This is a genomic window from Bacillota bacterium, assembly GCA_030019365.1.
Taxonomy (GTDB): domain Bacteria; phylum Bacillota; class Sulfobacillia; order JACIYH01; family JACIYH01; genus JACIYH01.
The window spans coordinates 1-15,929 of the sequence record JASEFA010000015.1 but is presented as its reverse complement, the minus strand read 5'-3'; the positions used below and the strand labels follow the sequence as shown (position 1 = coordinate 15,929).

Here is a 15,929-nt window from a genome sequence, read left to right as displayed (position 1 = left end):
AGGTGAGGAGAGGGCGTGGCCGGCGGGCGCGGAAGGCGGGGATGGATGTTCTGGGCCAGGAAGTGGTCGGCGCTGCTGGCGGGCGCGTTCCTCCTAGTTATGGTGGCGTCGGCGTGCCTGGCTCCCTGGGTGGCGCCTTACCCGCCGCACCAGCAGAACGTCGCCCAAGCCTTCCGTGCCCCGGGGCGGGAGCACTTGCTGGGAACTGACGAGTTGGGGCGGGATGTCCTCAGCCGCATAGTCCACGGCGGGCGGATCTCGTTCACCGTGGGCCTGATTACGGTCAGTTTCGCCTCTACGGTGGGAACCGGTGCCGGGCTTGTGTCGGGCTGGGTGGGCGGTGCCGTGGACCAGTTGTTGATGCGGGCGGCTGACGTGTTCCTGGCTTTCCCCCAGCTGGTCCTGGCCATGGCAGTTGCAGCTGTCATGCGACCGGGCTTGCTCAGCACTGTGGTGGCAGTTGCGGCCACAGCATGGCCGGTATACGCAAGGCTGGTGCGCAGTGTGGTGCTTTCCGTTCGGGAACGCGAGTTTGTGGAGGCGGCGCGAGCACTGGGGGAACCGTCCCTGAAGGTGCTCTGGAGGCACGTATTCCCCAATAGTGTGGCACCAATCATTGTGCGCGCTACCCTGGACGTGGGGATGGCCATCTTGATCGCAGCCAACCTGAGCTTCCTGGGGTTTGGAATACAACCCCCTGCTCCTGAATGGGGCGCCATGGTGAGCGGTGGCCGCAACTACATCCTGAACGCATGGTGGGTCGCCACCTTTCCCGGGTTGGCCATCCTGTTGACGGTGCTGGCCTGCAACTTGCTGGGTGACACGCTTCGTGATTCTCTGGACCCTCGGTTGAGGAAGCTTTGATACTCAAGACCAGGAGGTGGATGAGGTGCGGAAGGTAAGGGTGCTCCTGTCGGTTTGTCTGGTTCTCCTTCTGATAGCGGCTCTCCCTGCGTGCAAGGGAGGCGGGCCGCAGAGCAAGCCGAAGGTGCTGCGGGTGGCCATAGGGGCAGATGCGGTGACCCTTGACCCTCATGACACAGTGGACTTCAAGGGCTTAATGGTCGCAAACAACGTTTACGAGCGCCTTGTCAAGTATGATCCCAAGACGAATTCGTTCAAGCCCTGGCTCGCCAAGAGCTGGGAGGTGTCCGGGGACGGGCTGAAGTGGACTTTCCACCTCAACGAGCCGGCCAGGTTTGCGAGCGGCAACCCTGTTACTGCTGAGGCTGTTAAGTATTCGCTGCTCCGCGGGATCAAGCAGAAGATGTTCCCGTCCTGGATGCTCAGCCAGTGCATCGATGAGAACGCAGTTCAGGTTGTTGACCAGCAGACCCTCCAGATAACCCTGGCCAAGCCGTATGCACCGCTTCTCGCTATATTGAGCAGTGTAGTGGCTGGCGTCGTGGATCCCAAGGTGATTGCCGAGCATGAGCAGAACGGCGATATGGGGAAGACGTGGCTCAAGGACCACAGCGCCGGTTCGGGCCCCTTCATGGTTGAGTCATGGCAGCCCAAGGACAGGATCGTCCTGGTGCGGAACCCAAAGTTCTGGGGTCAAGCACCCAAGCTCGATCAAGTAGTATTCCTGGTCGTGCCCGAAGCGTCTTCCCAGGCCGCGATGCTGGAAAAGGGCGACATAGACGTGGCTCAGGATCTTCTCCCCGATCAGGTGGAGCAGCTGGTCGCCAAGAGCGGGTTCCAGAAGCTGGAGATGCCAGACACTGTTCCATACTACCTGGCCATGAACCTGGCCTTCGAACCCTTCAAGAAGAAGGAGGTCAGGCAGGCGGTCAGATACGCCATAGACTACAACGGCCTGATACAAAACGTGCTGAAGGCGTATGCGGTCCAGGTGGGAGGTATTCTCGCCCCGAGCTTGTTGGGCTATGACCCAGGGCTTTGTGTCAAGCAGGATGTGGCCAAGACAAAGGAGCTCATGCGACAGGCCGGTTATCCGGACGGGTTCAGCGTAACCATGCATTACCAGTCGGCGCCTATCAAGGGCCTCGGGATTCCTCCCGAGAATGTGGCCGTGAAGATCCAGAGCGACCTGGCCCAGATCGGCATCAGGGTTGAGCCCATCAAGCAGGACGTGGGCACGTTGCTTGAACCTTACAGGAGCGGGAAAATCCCGTTTGCGATGTGGATGTGGGGTCCGGTTTATCCTGACCCGGACAACATCGTTACCTCGCACGGGGATGAGAACCACGGAGGCACCAAGCGCCTCTCCTACGTCAATCACGAGGTCACGGAGCTTATTGAAAAGGCCCGCCGGTCCCTGGATCCTGCAGAACGCGTCCAGCTGTACAAGAAGATACAGGCTATCGAAGCCGACGACGGAGCTTGGGCGTGGTTGTTCGTGACCAAGAACGTCCAGTTGGCGCGGGCAAACGTCAAGGGGTACGAACTGATCCCGTACTGGACGGTTGATCTGTACCGTGTGGATGTCCAGTAACTAACCGATGGCGGTTTCCCGAGGGGGAGAAGGTGCCACTTGGCAGGGTACTTGGTACGCAGGATTCTGGCCCTGGTGCCGGTGCTGATAGGAATCACCCTGATGATGTTCGTCCTGTCGAGGGTTGTCCCGGTGGACCCGGCCAGGCTGTACGCGGGTGATGCTGCCCCTGAAGAAGTGGTCCAGGCCTTGAGGGCTAAGATGGGGCTGGACAAGCCTTTGTGGCAGCAATACCTCCTGTATGTGGAGGGGCTCCTGAGGGGTGACTTGGGTACATCGCTTCAGACCGGACGGCCTGTCGCAGCGGAGATCGCTCGCTACTTCCCGGCGACAGTGGAACTGGCTACAGTGGCTGGATTCCTCACCATAGTCCTGGGGATACCGGCCGGGGTTATCTCTGCCGTAAAACGGGATTCTGTTTTCGATCATGTTACCAGAGTCCTGGCCCTGGGCGGCGTTTGCACTCCCATATTCTGGCTCGGACTCTTGTTGATCCTCGTTTTCTACGGCAAGCTCGGTGTGTTCCCGGCCTGGGGTCGGCTGGACCTGGCAGTATCCCCGCCCCGGCATCTGACCGGGTTGTACCTGGTTGACAGCGTTCTGACGGGCAGATTCGATGCGTTCGTCAACGCATCCTGGCACCTTCTCCTCCCGGGTTTTGCCCTTGCATACGGCGGTGCCGGCCAGATACTGCGGCTTGCACGGTCCAGCATGTTGGAGGTGCTCGGCGAGGATTACGTGCGCACGGCACGCGCGAAAGGTCTCAGCGAGAGATTTGTTATCTACCGGCATGCACTGAGGAACGCACTGCTCCCCACCCTGACCATGCTGGGCATCATCTACGGTTCGCTGCTCGGGGGTGCGGTGTTGACCGAGACGATATTCTCCTGGCCCGGATTGGGACGGTACGCCGTCGGGGCCATGGTTGCCTTCGATTTCCCGGCGATGATGGGATTTGCCCTGGTTGCGGCGCTCGCCTACAGCCTGGTGAATGTGCTGGTCGACCTCCTCTATAGCGTCTGCGATCCGCGTATCAGCTATCGGTGAGGAGGCGGTATGGCCGCGCGTGGCGGAGATGATGGGTGGTTAGGGAGGAGTTTAACGTGGATGTGGCGAATTAGTGCTCCAGGAGCGAGATGGCATCTCTCTGACAGAGACGCTATCGGGTGAAGGCCGTTGTCCCGGGGGAGGCAGAAGGAGTATGCAGCCAGGTTACTTCAACCGCGTGCTGCGGGTGGACCTGGGATCAGGGGGAACGGAGATACGTGAGTTCAGTCGCGATTTCTGGCGGTCTTACGTTGGCGGGTCGGGTCTGGGCACGCGCATCCTGTACGACGAGGTTCCGCCCGGCGCTGGCGCCCTGGAGCCTGACAGCTGCCTCATCTTTGCGGTGGGACCTTACCAGGGCACCGGGCTGCCCGGCAGCGCCAAGTGGGCGGTGGTGGGGAAGTCGCCGCTGACGGGCACCTTCGCCGTGAGCACGGGGGGTGCGGAGTGGGGGGCGCGTCTCAAGGGAGCCGGCCTGGAGGGCATCGTGATCAGGGGGAAGGCTGACGTCCCCAGCCTTCTCTGGGTTACGGAGGAAGGCGCCGAAATCAGGCCGGCACCTTCTCTGTGGGGACGGGATGCCGTTGTGACGGTGGAGCTCGCCCGGAGGGAGGTGGGGGACGAGCGGGCATCCGTGGTGACGATCGGCCCCGCGGGTGAGAGGCAGGTCGCCATAGCCTGTATCTCCGCTGATGCGCACAGTTTCGCCGGCAGGTGCGGCCTGGGGGCGCTGATGGGGGCCAAGAACCTGAAGGCGATCGTGGTGTCCGGAGGCCGCCGGCCGGAGGTGGCCAATCCTGAGGAACTGCGCAGGCTGCGCGGGGAGCTTTCCACCAGGCTGGCCCGTGCGAACAGGGACACATGCCGCGCTCACGGCACTGCCCTGTTTGTGTCCGATTGTGAGGCAGCGGGGGACCTCCCCATCAGGTACTGGAGCGGTGACAGGTGGCCCGAAGGGGCGGCCCGCATAGGGGCGCCGCGGTTCACCGAGTACCTGCGCGCGCGTTCGTGGCGGTGCGCCTCATGCCCGGTAGGGTGCCACCGCCGCATCGACCTCGACGGTCGCTACCGGATCGAGGGGGGTGCGGGGGCCGAGTACGAGAGCCTGGCCATGCTGGGCGCATGCTGCATGGTTGACGACCTCGATGCCGTGGCCTGGGCGAACGACCTCTGCAACAGGCTGGGGCTAGACACCATATCGGCGGGTTCGTTCGTGGCATTCACCATGGAGTGCTACGAGAAAGGCTGGGTGACGCGGGCGGACCTGGACGGGTGGGAGGCCACCTGGGGGAGCGGGGATTTCCTGGTCCACCTGGTGGAGCAGATAGGGAAGCGGGAGGGGTTTGGGGCCCTGTTTGCGAGAGGCATCCGACCGGCGGCCCGCGCCATCGGCAAGGGCGCGGAAGCGATAACGGTGGAAGTGAAGGGCCTGGACTTTCCCGCTCACGATCCCCGCACCTACTTCAGCCTGGCCATCAACTATGCCACCAGCACGAGGGGCGCGTGCCACCTGCGCGGCTTCCCCCACGGAGGGGAATCGGGGATGGTGATGCCGGAAGTGGGGTTCGAGAAGCCCCCGGCCCGGTTCTCGATGGAAGGCCAGGCTTACCTGGCGAAGCTGTTCCAGGATTACGCCACGGTGCTGGATTCACTCGTTTGCTGCCTGTTCATGCAGACTACGGGGCAGGGGCTGGGCGAGACGGTAGCTGCCCTCAACGCCGTCACCGGCTGGGATATGACCCCGGAGGAACTCATCCGTGCGGGAGAGCGCGTCTTCAACCTGCAGCGGGTGATCAACGTGGGGGACGGCATCTCGCGCAAAGACGACCGCCTGCCGCCCAGGATGTTCGAACCCGCCCGCGAAGGGTTCCGCGCGGGCAAGGTACCCGAACCGTTTGAGAGCACGTTGCTGGAGTATTACAGGTTGCGTGGCTGGGATGAGAACGGCCGTCCGTCGCGGGCAAAGCTCGTGGATCTGGGGTTGCCGTGCGGTGCCTGAGCTCTGGGGGTGCGAGTATGAGTGCCGGGAAGATGCAGCAAGCGCTGCAGAAGGGCCTTCGGTGGTTACTGGACTTGCAGAATGCTGACGGCTCGGTTTGCCCGGAAGACGGAGTGGGCGCGTATTACAAAATCCCGTGGGCATATGCCGCCGGCGGGTACCTGGGGGAGGCCAGCAGGTTGCTCCAGTGGGTCAGGGCCAACGTCCTTGCTCCCAACGGTGACTTCCTGGGTCCGTTCCCGCGCGGCCCACTCCATGAAACAATCTATCCCTACGCCAATTCCTGGCTGGTCTGCGGTGCGCACCGGCTGGGGTACTTCGACATTTCCCGGCGGGGCATGGATTTCCTGGAGACGTTGCAGGGTCCCTCGGGCGGGTTTTACTCCCGGCCGGGGCAACCCGGGCAGGACACCATGTGCACCTGCATGGCGGGCATGGCGGCACTGTACACGGGCCGGATCGACCGGGCGCTGCGGGTGGCGGCATTTCTGAAGCGCCTTTGGGAGGTGCAACCGGAGCCCGAGACGGCCCTGTACTTCGTGTGGCGGGAGGGTTCCGGCCTGGTGACGGAGTTCCCGGCCGAGCAGGCTTCCGCTTATGTCCTCAAGGCTGGCGCGGACTGGCAGTGGTACTTCATCCCGGGTATTGCGGCCGGGTTCCTGGCCAGTTGCTACATGGCCACCGGCGACCGGGACTACCTGCGTCTTGCCGCTTCCTACATGGATTTCGCTGACAGATGCGGGGAGTATGTGTTCCGCCGGGCCCAGGGCGGGAAGGTCGGCTGGGGCTCGGCTCTCATGCATTCGCTGACCGGGGAGGAGCGGTACCGTGGGGTGGCTCTCCGCGTGGGCGAGTACCTGGTCGCTTCCCAGCAGCCAGACGGCAGCTGGCAGAATCCGGCCGCTGGCGGTGCCCGCTATACCGCGATAGACGTGACGGCCGAGTTCGTGGTGTGGCTTTCGGAGATCACCCGTCTGGTCAACCCCTGACGGGTGGAAACGGAGAATACCGCGTGTGAGAGATGAGGAGGTGGGAGGTCTCGCCCGGGGGTAGAGTATCAAAACACACATTGAGAGGCACGACAGCATCGACACGCAACTGACCGGAAGGAGGCTTCACTGTGAACAAGAGGAGACTGATTTGTGGGGTCGTGGGCCTCGTGCTCTGCCTGGCGCTGTTTGCAGGTGGCTGCGCCGGCGGCAAGTCCCAGGCCCCGCAGAAGGAAAAGGCTCTGTACGTCCACCTCTATATGAAGCCCGCTGGTTTGAACCCCATCAGTTCGTCCGGGCAGGGTCAGGATCGCCATGTCCTCAACAGCATTTACAATAACCTCGTGCGGTTGAGCGACAAGTACGAAGTTGTGCCCGACCTGTGCGAGCGGTACGAGGTTTCGCCGGATGCGAAGGTGTTCACGTTCTACCTCCCCAAGAATGCAAAGTGGCACGATGGCAAGCCTGTTACCGCCGATGACGTGGTGTTCACGTTCAACGTCATGCTCAACCCCAAGTCCGGTTCCTGGCTGGTGGGGAAACTGTCGGAGATCAAGGGATCTGCCGACTACAAAGAGGGCAAATCCTCCGCGGTGGCAGGTGTCACCAAGGTGGACGATTACACGGTGAGGGTGGAACTGGAAAAGCCGGATGTGGGATTCCTCGCACTCGCCATTCCCGACATGTACATTCTGCCCAAGCACGTGCTGGAATCCGCCTCCCTAGATCAGCTCGGTAACGCCCAGACGTTCCGGGACAAGATGATCGGCTCGGGGCCGTACAAGTTCGTCAAGTACGAGACTGACCAGTATGTGGAAGTGGTGAAGAACCCCGATTACTGGCGGGGCAAGCCGAAGCTGGATCGCGTTTTCTTCAAGGTCCTGACCACGGACGTGGCTGTGGCGCAGATGGAGAAGGGTGAGATCGACATCGCGAAAATATCGGCCACTGACGCCGGCCGGCTGGCTGCGCTCCCCCACGTACAGGTCCTCTCGGTACCGGGCGCCGGGATATTCCAGATGGGCTTCAATCTGCAGCAACCGTACCTGCAGGACAAGCGGATCCGGCAGGCCTTCGCGTATGCCATCGACCGCGAGGGCATTTTGAAGACCGTGCTGCAGGGTCACGGTCGCGTGGTGAACAGCCCCATCATCGGGCCGGAATGGGCAGTCAACCCCAACCTCAACCCTTATAAATATGATCCCGAGAAGGCCAGGCAGTTGCTGAAAGAGGCCAGGTGGGATACGAACCGCAAGCTGGTGTGGATCTACATCCCGGGCATCCGGGACAGGGATGCGGCGTACCCGGTGATGCAGCAGCAGTTGAAGGAAGCGGGCATCAATGTCGAGTTCAAGCCTGTTGAAGCCGCCGTGTTCGCGAAGATGTACCTGGCCGGGACCACTGACTGGGATCTGGCGTCCTTCGGCGGCGGCGTCTACGGCGCCGAGCCGCACGTGTCGTCGCAGTATTACCTGTCGTGGAACCACACGCCCAAGGGGGCAAACGGAACTCATTACGTGAACCCCCGCATCGACGATCTCTACATGCAGGGCTGTGCAACCCCGGACAGGGCGACCCGGCAGCAAATATACTACGAGATCGCTTCCATCCTGAACGAGGACATGCCCACCGTGTTCTTCTGGGCTAACAACGAGATCTGGGCTGTGAACAAGCGGGTAGCCGGATGCAAGCCGCCCGGGACGGTGCATACGTTCGGGTGGGACGTCTTCGACTGGGGCATCGTGGAGCAGGGCAAGTAGTACCGGCCGGTGGAGTGAAAGTGTGCGTGGTGGCAAGGCCAGAGGGCCTTGCCACCACGGCGACGGAGGGAGTCTGTTGACGAGTTACCTTGCCCGCCGCTTGTTGATCACCATACCAGTGCTCATCGGAATCACCGTTCTGACCTTCGTTTTCGTCAATATGGCGCCCGGCGACCCGGTAATGATGATGGTCAGCCCCGAGCAGGCGGCGGAGCTGGGACAGGAGTGGCTGCAGGCCCGGAGGCACGAGCTCGGTCTCGATCAGCCTTTGCCGGTGCGGTACCTGCGCTGGTTGCAGGAACTGACTCGGGGGAATCTCGGATACTCGTTGACCACAGGCGAATCGGTAGCTGGCCTTATAGCCGAAAGGCTTCCGGCCACCGTGCGGCTGCTGGTGGCGGCCCTGGTCGTGGGGACAGGAATCGGGGTGCCCGTAGGGATCATTTCCGCGGTCAGGAAGTACTCGGTTCTGGACTACTCCTCCACGTTGTTCAGCATGGCGTTCATCGCTATCCCGCCGTTCTTCCTCGGACTCGGGCTGATATACATTTTTGCCCTTTCCCTCGACATCCTGCCCACCGCCGGGATGAATACCGTGGGGGTTCCGCCGAGCCTGTGGGACAGTCTGCTTCACCTGGTGCTACCCGCCACGGTGCTTGGTTTCGGGCAGGCAGCGCAAATCCTCCGGTATACCCGTTCCTCCCTCCTGGAGGTGCTCAGGCAGGACTTTGTTCGCACCGCCCGGGCCAAGGGGCTGCACGAACGCGTCGTCATATACAGGCATGCCTTGCGAAATGCCCTGATCCCGGTGGTCACGGTCGTTGCTCTGAACATTCCCGCCCTCTTTGGCGGGGCCGTTATTACCGAACAGATATTTCAATGGCCCGGCGTGGGATCGCTTGCCATAGCGAGCATCGCCAGGCGCGACTATTCGACGATAATGGGCGTCAATTTCATCAGTGCGGTTTTGGTGGTCCTGTGCAATCTGGCGGCGGATGTGGCATATTCGGTCATCGATCCCCGCATCCGGTACAGGTAGGGTGAGCAGTTTGGCGAGCGGGTCGAAGAAACGCGGCGGCAGAGGTGTGTGGGCCCGGTTCCGGCGTCACCGGTTGGCGTTGCTGGGAGGCGCGATCCTGGCCACGCTGGTTTTCCTGGCGGTGTTCGCCCCGTGGGTGGCTCCGCGTGACCCTTACGGGGTCGATCTCGGTGCTTATCGGTCGCCGCCGTCGCGACAGTACTGGCTGGGGGCTGACTCCTCCGGTCGCGACGTCCTGAGCCGTCTGATATACGGGGCGCGGGTGTCGCTATCGGTGGGGATCGTAGCGGTAGGGATTTACACGGTGATCGGCGTATTCGTGGGGGTGCTTGCCGGTTACTACGGTGGCTGGGTTGATCACGTGGTGATGCGGCTGGCGGATGTGGTTTTGAGCTTCCCCATACTGCTGTTGCTCATCACCATGGTGGCGGTGGTCGGGCCAAGCCTGTGGAACGTGATGCTGGTGATCGGGCTGGTGGGGTGGCCTCCCCTGGCGCGTCTGGTGCGCGGCGAGTTTCTGTCGTTGAGGACGCGGGAGTTCGTTGAGGCGGCCCAGGCCTGCGGTGCCCGGGATGCCCGCACCATTTTTGTCCATATGCTCCCGAACGTGGTTCCGACCATAATGGTGAACGTCACCCTGGGCGTGGCACAGGCAATCCTCATCGAGTCGGCCATGAGCTTTCTCGGCGTTGGCGTTCCTCCCCCCATTCCCACCTGGGGGAACATGCTGACAGACGCCCAGTCTCTCACCATACTGCGCCACATGCCCTGGCTGTGGGTACCGCCGGGTCTGATGATCGCCCTGTCGGTGCTGAGCATCAACTTCGTGGGCGACGGCCTGCGGGATGCACTTGACGTTCGGGCTGACGACCGGGGGGCCTAGTACATTGCTCAAAGTGGACCGCACGGAAGCATTTGACGTCCTGATCATAGGCGGAGGAGCGGCAGGCATAAGGGCAGCCATTGAGGCGGCGGGGGCGGGCCTGCGCACCGCCATCGTCACCAAGGGGCGCCTGGGGTACTCCGGTGCCACGTTTTATCCCAAGACCCCCGGCTGGGGGATGCAGGCGGTGCTGACCGGGGCAGAAGGTGACAGCCCCGAGGAACACCTCAGGGAGATCAGAGAAGCCGGCCAGGGCATGGAGGATCCCGTCTTAGCCCGCATTCTCGCGGAGGAGGCTCCCGTACGCTTCCGGGACCTGCAGAGCTATGGCATACCCTTCCTCACAGACGGGTCCGAACCCCTCAGGATGGTGGGGTGCTTCGCGCGCAGACCGCGGGCGATGGCGGCCCACGGGATGGACGTAATCAGGCAGGTTCTGGTGGGCCGGGCGCTCTCGGCCGGTTGCCTCGTGCGGGAGCGTCACCACGTCTTCGGCCTCGTGAAGCACGGCGGGCGGTGCGTGGGAGCGCTTGCGGCTACGCCATCAGGCATCGTGGGCCTCAAGGGACGGGCGGTCGTGCTGGCCACCGGTGGTGGCACGCAGGTTTACCGCCTGGGCCTGAGCGGAGGGGAGGCGACCGGCGACGGGTACGTCCTGGGCCTTGATGCCGGGGCTGAGCTGGCCAACATGGAGTTCATCCAGATCCTTTTCGCCATCACCCGCCCGGCTCCCAAGGTGTTGCTGTCCGAGAGAGTTTTCACCCACGTTCCCCGGATGCTCAACGTCCAGGGGCGCGAGTTTCTGCACGATTATCTTCCCCGGGGGACCAGTGCAGAGGAAGTGCTTGCCGAGAGGAGCACGCATGGTCCGTTCTCCAGCAGGCTGCCCAGCCGGTGGGTCGACATCGCGGTGGCATCGGAAATGGTGGCCGGGCGGGGGTTCCCGTCGGGCGGGGTCCTGCTGGAGTTACCGCAGTCGCTGCTGGAAGACGAGCGGTGGTTCAGTTCGACCTGGGTCAGGTGGGTGAGCAGGCTGGGCATCGACCTTCGCCAGAGCCTCATAGTGGCCCCCTTTGCGCAGGCGTTCAACGGCGGGCTGGTGATCGGAGCCGATACCTCAACGGGAGTTCCCGGCCTGTATGCGGCGGGCGAAGTGGCCGCCGGGCCGCACGGGGCGGACCGCCTGGGGGGCAATATGATCGCCGCCACGCAGGTGTTCGGGTACCGGGCGGGGCGTTCGGCGGCGACGTTCGCGCGCGGGACGGACGAGGTGGCGCCCGAAACTTTCCTGCGGGAGGCGGCCGAGACCCTGGACGTGTATCCCTTCCGCGAGGTGGTGGTCGACAGCCATCTTTCTCCGCGTGAGGTCGTGCTCAGGGTCAAGCGGGAGACGGACGGCGCTGCTCTCGTGGTGAGGGATGCTGCCGGCCTCGGCACAGCCCTCCAGGCCGTCGAGGGCCTGCTGGGTGCGTTTGATCCCAGGTGCTGGCTGGCCCGTGGCTCATCGACGGTCGCACTGGCTGCCAACAGCCTGGCCGAGGCGGCCAGGGCCATCCTGGTGGCATGTTCGGAGCGGCGCGAGAGCCGGGGCTCACACTACCGCAGTGACTTCCCGCAGCCCGACGACCGCTACTCGGTTCCGCTGGGGTTGCGGAAGTCGGGAGGCGTTCTGGAGGTATTCCGGGATCCTTTCCGGAGGAGGTTCCGGTGCAACTCCGGAAGTTGTTGAAGAGTTGTTGAAGGAGGCCGCGAACGTGGCAGGGGGCCGGGTATCGAGAGAAGGGTCGGGTTCTCGCCAGAACCCCTACTTCCTGCTTCAGTCGGTGGATCGGGCCCTGGCGGTACTCGAGCTGTTCAACGAGCGGGCCTCCGAGTTGGGGCTGGGCGAGATGAGCGAGGCGCTGGGGCTACATAAGAGCATGGTGCATCGTCTCGTGGCCACGCTGGAGATGCGGGGCTTTCTGGAGAGAAATACACATACGGGGCGGTGGCGCATCGGGCCCAAGATGTTCGAACTCGGTGAACTCTTCCTGACAGACTACGGCATCGAGGGGCTGACCCACGACCTGGAGCGGCTGGCGGAGCAGACCGGTCTCTCGGCCCACCTGGCCATCCTCGACAAAGGCGAGGTCCTGTACATCAGGAATGTCGAAAAGCGGAGCGAGCTGGGTCTTGTGTTTCACGCTCGCGTGGGGCAGCGTGCCCCCGTGCAGACGACCGCCCTGGGTAAGTGCCTGGTGGCCTGGATGCCCCCGGAAGAGATAAGGCAAATCCTTGCCACCCGTGGCCTTCCGCGGCGGACGCCCGCCACCATAACGGACCCGGAGCGGTTCCTCGAGCACCTGGCTTTGGTTCGCGAGCAGGGGTACGCGTTCGACCTGGAGGAAAGCGCTGCGGGGATTTGCTGCCTGGGGGCCCCGGTGAGAAATGTGGCGGGGCGCGTGGTGGCGGGCGTGAGCGTGACCGCTGCCACTTCGGAAGCGGATGCAGGCTATCTGGCCCAGCTGGTGCCCGTAGTGCTGGACACCGCCAGGCGGATGTCCATGCGGCTCGGTCACCGGTCCGGCTTGAGATAGGAGCATACGGGCTAGGTTGGAGGAGGTCTGTCAGTGAAGATCGATTTCGAAGCATACTGGTCGCCGCAACCTCTGGACGGGAAAGTCTACGGCCCGCGGGAGATCCTCGAGATGGAGGACGCAGCCGGTATCGACATGGTGGTGCTGATGCCCTCGCCCGACTTCAGGCCCGACAACCGCGGGCTGGCCGAGGCGATCCGGGGGTACGAGGATCGCATCATCGGGTGCGCCCAGGTGAATCCCCGCTTCGGGCAGGAAGCGGTTGAGGAACTGGAGACGGCGATCACCCGGTGGGGGCTGAAGGCCCTCAAGCTGATGCCGACTTTTCACGGATACGCGGTAGAGAGTCCGACTGTGGACCCGGTGATGGAGAAGGCCCGCGAGCTGGGGATTCCGGTCAACATCCACTCCGGCTCTTACAACTGTTACCCGCTTGAGATCGCCGCTCTGGCACAGAGGTACCCCGAGGTCCCCATCATCATGGACCACATGGGATACCGTTTCCGGGAAAACCAAGCCATCCTGGCAGCCAGGATGTGCCCCAATATCTACCTGGGGACCACGCTGATATGCGTGGAACCGATCCTGATCAAGTTCGCCGTGAAGGAGCTGGGTCCGGAGAGGGTGGTGTTCGGCTCCAACGCACCGGGTTCTTACCCGGACCTCTGCGTGGAGGCCATACGGCGCCTCAACCTCGGGGCCGAGGCCGAGGTGCTGATATTCGGGGAGAACCTGGCCCGCATCTACAAGTTGATCTGACGAGGGTTGCCGTGTCTGTCTGTCTGCGGGGGGTGAAGGCGTGAGGGTACTCTTCAGAGATGCCCTCGTAATCGATTGCTGTTCTCCCACCCCTTTTCAGGGTGACGTCCTCGTGGAAGGGGACAGGATCGCCACGGTGGAGCGGGGCCTTGAACCGCCCCCGGGGACGCAGGTGGTCGAGGTATCGGGATACGCGGTCCTGCCGGGCCTCATCGACTGCCACGTTCACCTCTGCCTGGACGGGGGGTCCGACCCGTTTGCCACCCTGGCGGCCGAACCGCCCGAGGCGACCGTGGCTCGCGCGGCTACCAATGCCTTGCGGAACCTGATGGCGGGGGTTACCACCGTGCGCGATTGCGGCGGGCCTGCCTGCATCGATCTGCTGCTCCGCGACTGCATCGGGCGAGGTGCTGCTGTCGGGCCGAGGGTGCTGGCGAGCGGGCTTTGCCTCACCACCACCGGCGGGCATGCGCACCTGATAGGGCGGGAGGCCGACGATGCCCGCGAGCTGGTGAAGGCGGTCCGCACCGAGCTGAAGGCCGGCGCCGATCAGATCAAGGTGATGGCGACCGGTGGCGTGATCACCAGGGGCTCCCATCCCCGTCGCCCGCAGTTCACCGCGGACGAACTGAGCGTGGTCGTCGAGGAGGCCGCCCGGGCGGGGAGGAAGGTGGTGGCCCACGCCCAGGCTGCCGAAGGGATCCGTGCCTGTGCCCTGGCCGGAGTAGCCAGCGTGGAGCACGGGGTTTTCCTGGACGAGGCATCGACGAGCCTCCTGAAAGACCGGGGTGTTTACCTGGTGCCCACCCTGACCCCTTCCTTCGCCCTCCTGGACCTTTTCCGCGGCGAAGGGGTGCCGGCCTGGATAGTGGCCAGGGCCCGCGAGATCAGGTCCCGGCATTGGGGCAGTGCCGAAATGGCCATCGCGGCGGGCGTGAAGGTGGCGGCGGGCACCGATGCCGGTGTCACCCTCACCCCCCACGGCATGGTGGCAACCGAGGTCGGCCTGCTCCACGAAAGGGGATTGGGTGAGTACCAGTCCATCCTGGCGGCCACCCGGTGGGCAGCCGAACTCCTGGGTGTTGCGGACGAAGTGGGTACGCTGGAGCCCGGGAAGGCCGCCGACCTCATCCTGGTCATGGGTAACCCCATGGAGGACCTGCGCCTGCTGGGTGAGCCCCGCCTGGTCATGAAGGCGGGGGTGATATACCGGAACGAGCTGGGGGGCAATCTGCCCACCTGGCCGTGTGTTTGAGGAGGCGGTTTGGTGCCGGAGGCGGCTGGGATAGATCTGAGGAGCGATACCGTAACGCAGCCCACGCCCGAGATGTGGAAGGCCATGGCGGAGGCGGAGCTGGGTGACGATACCCTGGGGGATCGCTCATCCGTGACCCGCCTCGAGGAAGCGGCGGCGGAACTCCTGGGCAAGGAGGCGGCCCTGTTCGTGCCCAGCGGGATGATGGCCAACTCACTGGCCCTGAGGCTCTTCCTGCGTCCGGGTGACTGGCTGGCCTGTTTCCCCGATGCCCACATAGTGCTTTCCGGCCTGGCGGGGTTCATCGGGGTGTCCGCCCGAGGTGTGCCCGCGCCCGACGGACACATGGACCCCGACAAGCTGGAGGGGGAACTGGAATCCGGCTTTCCGAGCTACCGGCTGCTGTGTCTGGAGAACACGTACAATGCCGGCGGCGGGGTGGCCATGTCTTCTGCGGAAACCGCTCGCCTGGCCGGACTGGCCCGGGGGCGGGGTATCCCCGTGTACCTCGACGGGGCCCGGCTCTTCAACGCGGCTGTCGCCCTGGGCGAGCCGGTGGCCCGGCTGGCCCGAGATGCGGATGCGTTGATGTGCTGCCTGTCCAAAGGTTTGTCGGCGCCGGCGGGTTCGCTTCTTCTGGGCAGCCGGGAATTCGTGCGGGAGGCCAGGGAGCTGCGGCATCTTCTGGGCGGATCCATGCGTCAGGCGGGGATCCTGGCTGCTGCGGGGCTGGTGGCGCTCCAGACCATGCCCGAGTGCCTGGCCGGAGATCACGCCAACGCCCGCCGCTTGGCCGAGGGAATGGCCGATATGCCGTTCGTCCGTCTGGCGTTGCCGCCCGAACAGGTCCAGACCAACATCGTTTTCTTCGAGGTGGCGCCTCCGCTGACCGCCCGCGAAATGGTGCGGGCCCTGGAGCGCGAAGGTGTCCTGTGCCTGCATCTCGGCCAGCGGATACGCATGGTGACCCACCGGCACGTCACCGCCCGTGACGTGGAGGCGGCGCTGGTGGCCGTCCGCAGGGTGGGATCCAGCCTGTGGCGCAGGGGAGGAAGCGGCGATGAAAGCGATAGTTAAGCTGGGCTCTGGTCCGGGAGCCGAGCTGGGCGAGGTGGACGTGCCCCGGCCGGGTCCGGGCGAGGTACTGGTGAAGGTGAAGGCTGC

General features: G+C 63.9%; 14 protein-coding genes. All 14 read left to right on the top strand.

Going from position 1 to position 15,929, the window contains the following annotated elements:
* Positions 1–15: 15 nt before the first annotated feature.
* Positions 16–864 carry an ABC transporter permease gene (locus tag QME70_13555; protein MDI6895594.1) on the top strand — a complete coding sequence of 283 codons (849 nt, stop codon included), beginning with the start codon at positions 16–18 and terminating at the stop codon, positions 862–864.
* Positions 865–889: 25 nt separating this feature from the next.
* Positions 890–2,458 carry an ABC transporter substrate-binding protein gene (locus QME70_13550; GenBank protein MDI6895593.1) on the top strand — a complete coding sequence of 523 codons (1,569 nt, stop codon included), beginning with the start codon at positions 890–892 and terminating at the stop codon, positions 2,456–2,458.
* 39 nt (positions 2,459–2,497) lie between these two features.
* The gene (locus QME70_13545) at positions 2,498–3,505 is read left to right on the top strand and encodes an ABC transporter permease (protein MDI6895592.1); all 1,008 of its coding nucleotides are present in this window, start codon (positions 2,498–2,500) and stop codon (positions 3,503–3,505) included.
* Between the two features lie 154 nt (positions 3,506–3,659).
* Positions 3,660–5,504: an aldehyde ferredoxin oxidoreductase family protein gene (locus QME70_13540; GenBank protein ID MDI6895591.1), complete on the top strand. Its 1,845-nt coding sequence runs from the start codon at positions 3,660–3,662 to the stop codon at positions 5,502–5,504.
* A 17-nt stretch (positions 5,505–5,521) separates the two neighbouring features.
* On the top strand, positions 5,522–6,493 hold the full coding sequence (locus QME70_13535) for a prenyltransferase/squalene oxidase repeat-containing protein (protein MDI6895590.1): 972 nt from the start codon (positions 5,522–5,524) through the stop codon (positions 6,491–6,493).
* Between the two features lie 131 nt (positions 6,494–6,624).
* The gene (locus QME70_13530) at positions 6,625–8,253 is read left to right on the top strand and encodes an ABC transporter substrate-binding protein (GenBank protein MDI6895589.1); all 1,629 of its coding nucleotides are present in this window, start codon (positions 6,625–6,627) and stop codon (positions 8,251–8,253) included.
* A gap of 76 nt (positions 8,254–8,329) precedes the next feature.
* A complete protein-coding gene (locus QME70_13525) occupies positions 8,330–9,292 on the top strand; it encodes an ABC transporter permease (GenBank protein ID MDI6895588.1) in 963 nt (320 codons plus the stop codon).
* 46 nt (positions 9,293–9,338) lie between these two features.
* Positions 9,339–10,175 (top strand): ABC transporter permease, encoded by an 837-nt coding sequence (locus QME70_13520; protein MDI6895587.1) that lies wholly within the window; start codon positions 9,339–9,341, stop codon positions 10,173–10,175.
* Between the two features lie 13 nt (positions 10,176–10,188).
* A complete protein-coding gene (locus QME70_13515) occupies positions 10,189–11,904 on the top strand; it encodes an FAD-binding protein (protein MDI6895586.1) in 1,716 nt (571 codons plus the stop codon).
* Positions 11,905–11,911: 7 nt separating this feature from the next.
* Positions 11,912–12,751, top strand: coding sequence for an IclR family transcriptional regulator (locus tag QME70_13510; protein MDI6895585.1), 840 nt, complete (start codon positions 11,912–11,914; stop codon positions 12,749–12,751).
* Between the two features lie 33 nt (positions 12,752–12,784).
* Complete coding sequence (locus QME70_13505; protein MDI6895584.1) at positions 12,785–13,510, top strand: amidohydrolase family protein; 726 nt, start codon at positions 12,785–12,787, stop codon at positions 13,508–13,510.
* Between the two features lie 40 nt (positions 13,511–13,550).
* Positions 13,551–14,765 carry an amidohydrolase family protein gene (locus QME70_13500; protein ID MDI6895583.1) on the top strand — a complete coding sequence of 405 codons (1,215 nt, stop codon included), beginning with the start codon at positions 13,551–13,553 and terminating at the stop codon, positions 14,763–14,765.
* A gap of 12 nt (positions 14,766–14,777) precedes the next feature.
* Positions 14,778–15,842 (top strand): GntG family PLP-dependent aldolase, encoded by a 1,065-nt coding sequence (locus QME70_13495; GenBank protein ID MDI6895582.1) that lies wholly within the window; start codon positions 14,778–14,780, stop codon positions 15,840–15,842.
* Positions 15,826–15,929, top strand: a 104-nt coding sequence (gene tdh / locus QME70_13490) for an L-threonine 3-dehydrogenase (GenBank protein MDI6895581.1), incomplete at its 3' end; no start/stop codon positions are given. The genes QME70_13495 and tdh, both read left to right, overlap by 17 nt.

What these genes read in the sequence shown, in the direction of transcription:
- QME70_13540 (MDI6895591.1), top strand. Translation starts at nt 3,660, where the DNA reads ATGCAGCCAGGTTACTTCAACCGCGTGCTGCGGGTGGACCTGGGATCA.
- QME70_13535 (MDI6895590.1), top strand. Translation starts at nt 5,522, where the DNA reads ATGAGTGCCGGGAAGATGCAGCAAGCGCTGCAGAAGGGCCTTCGGTGG.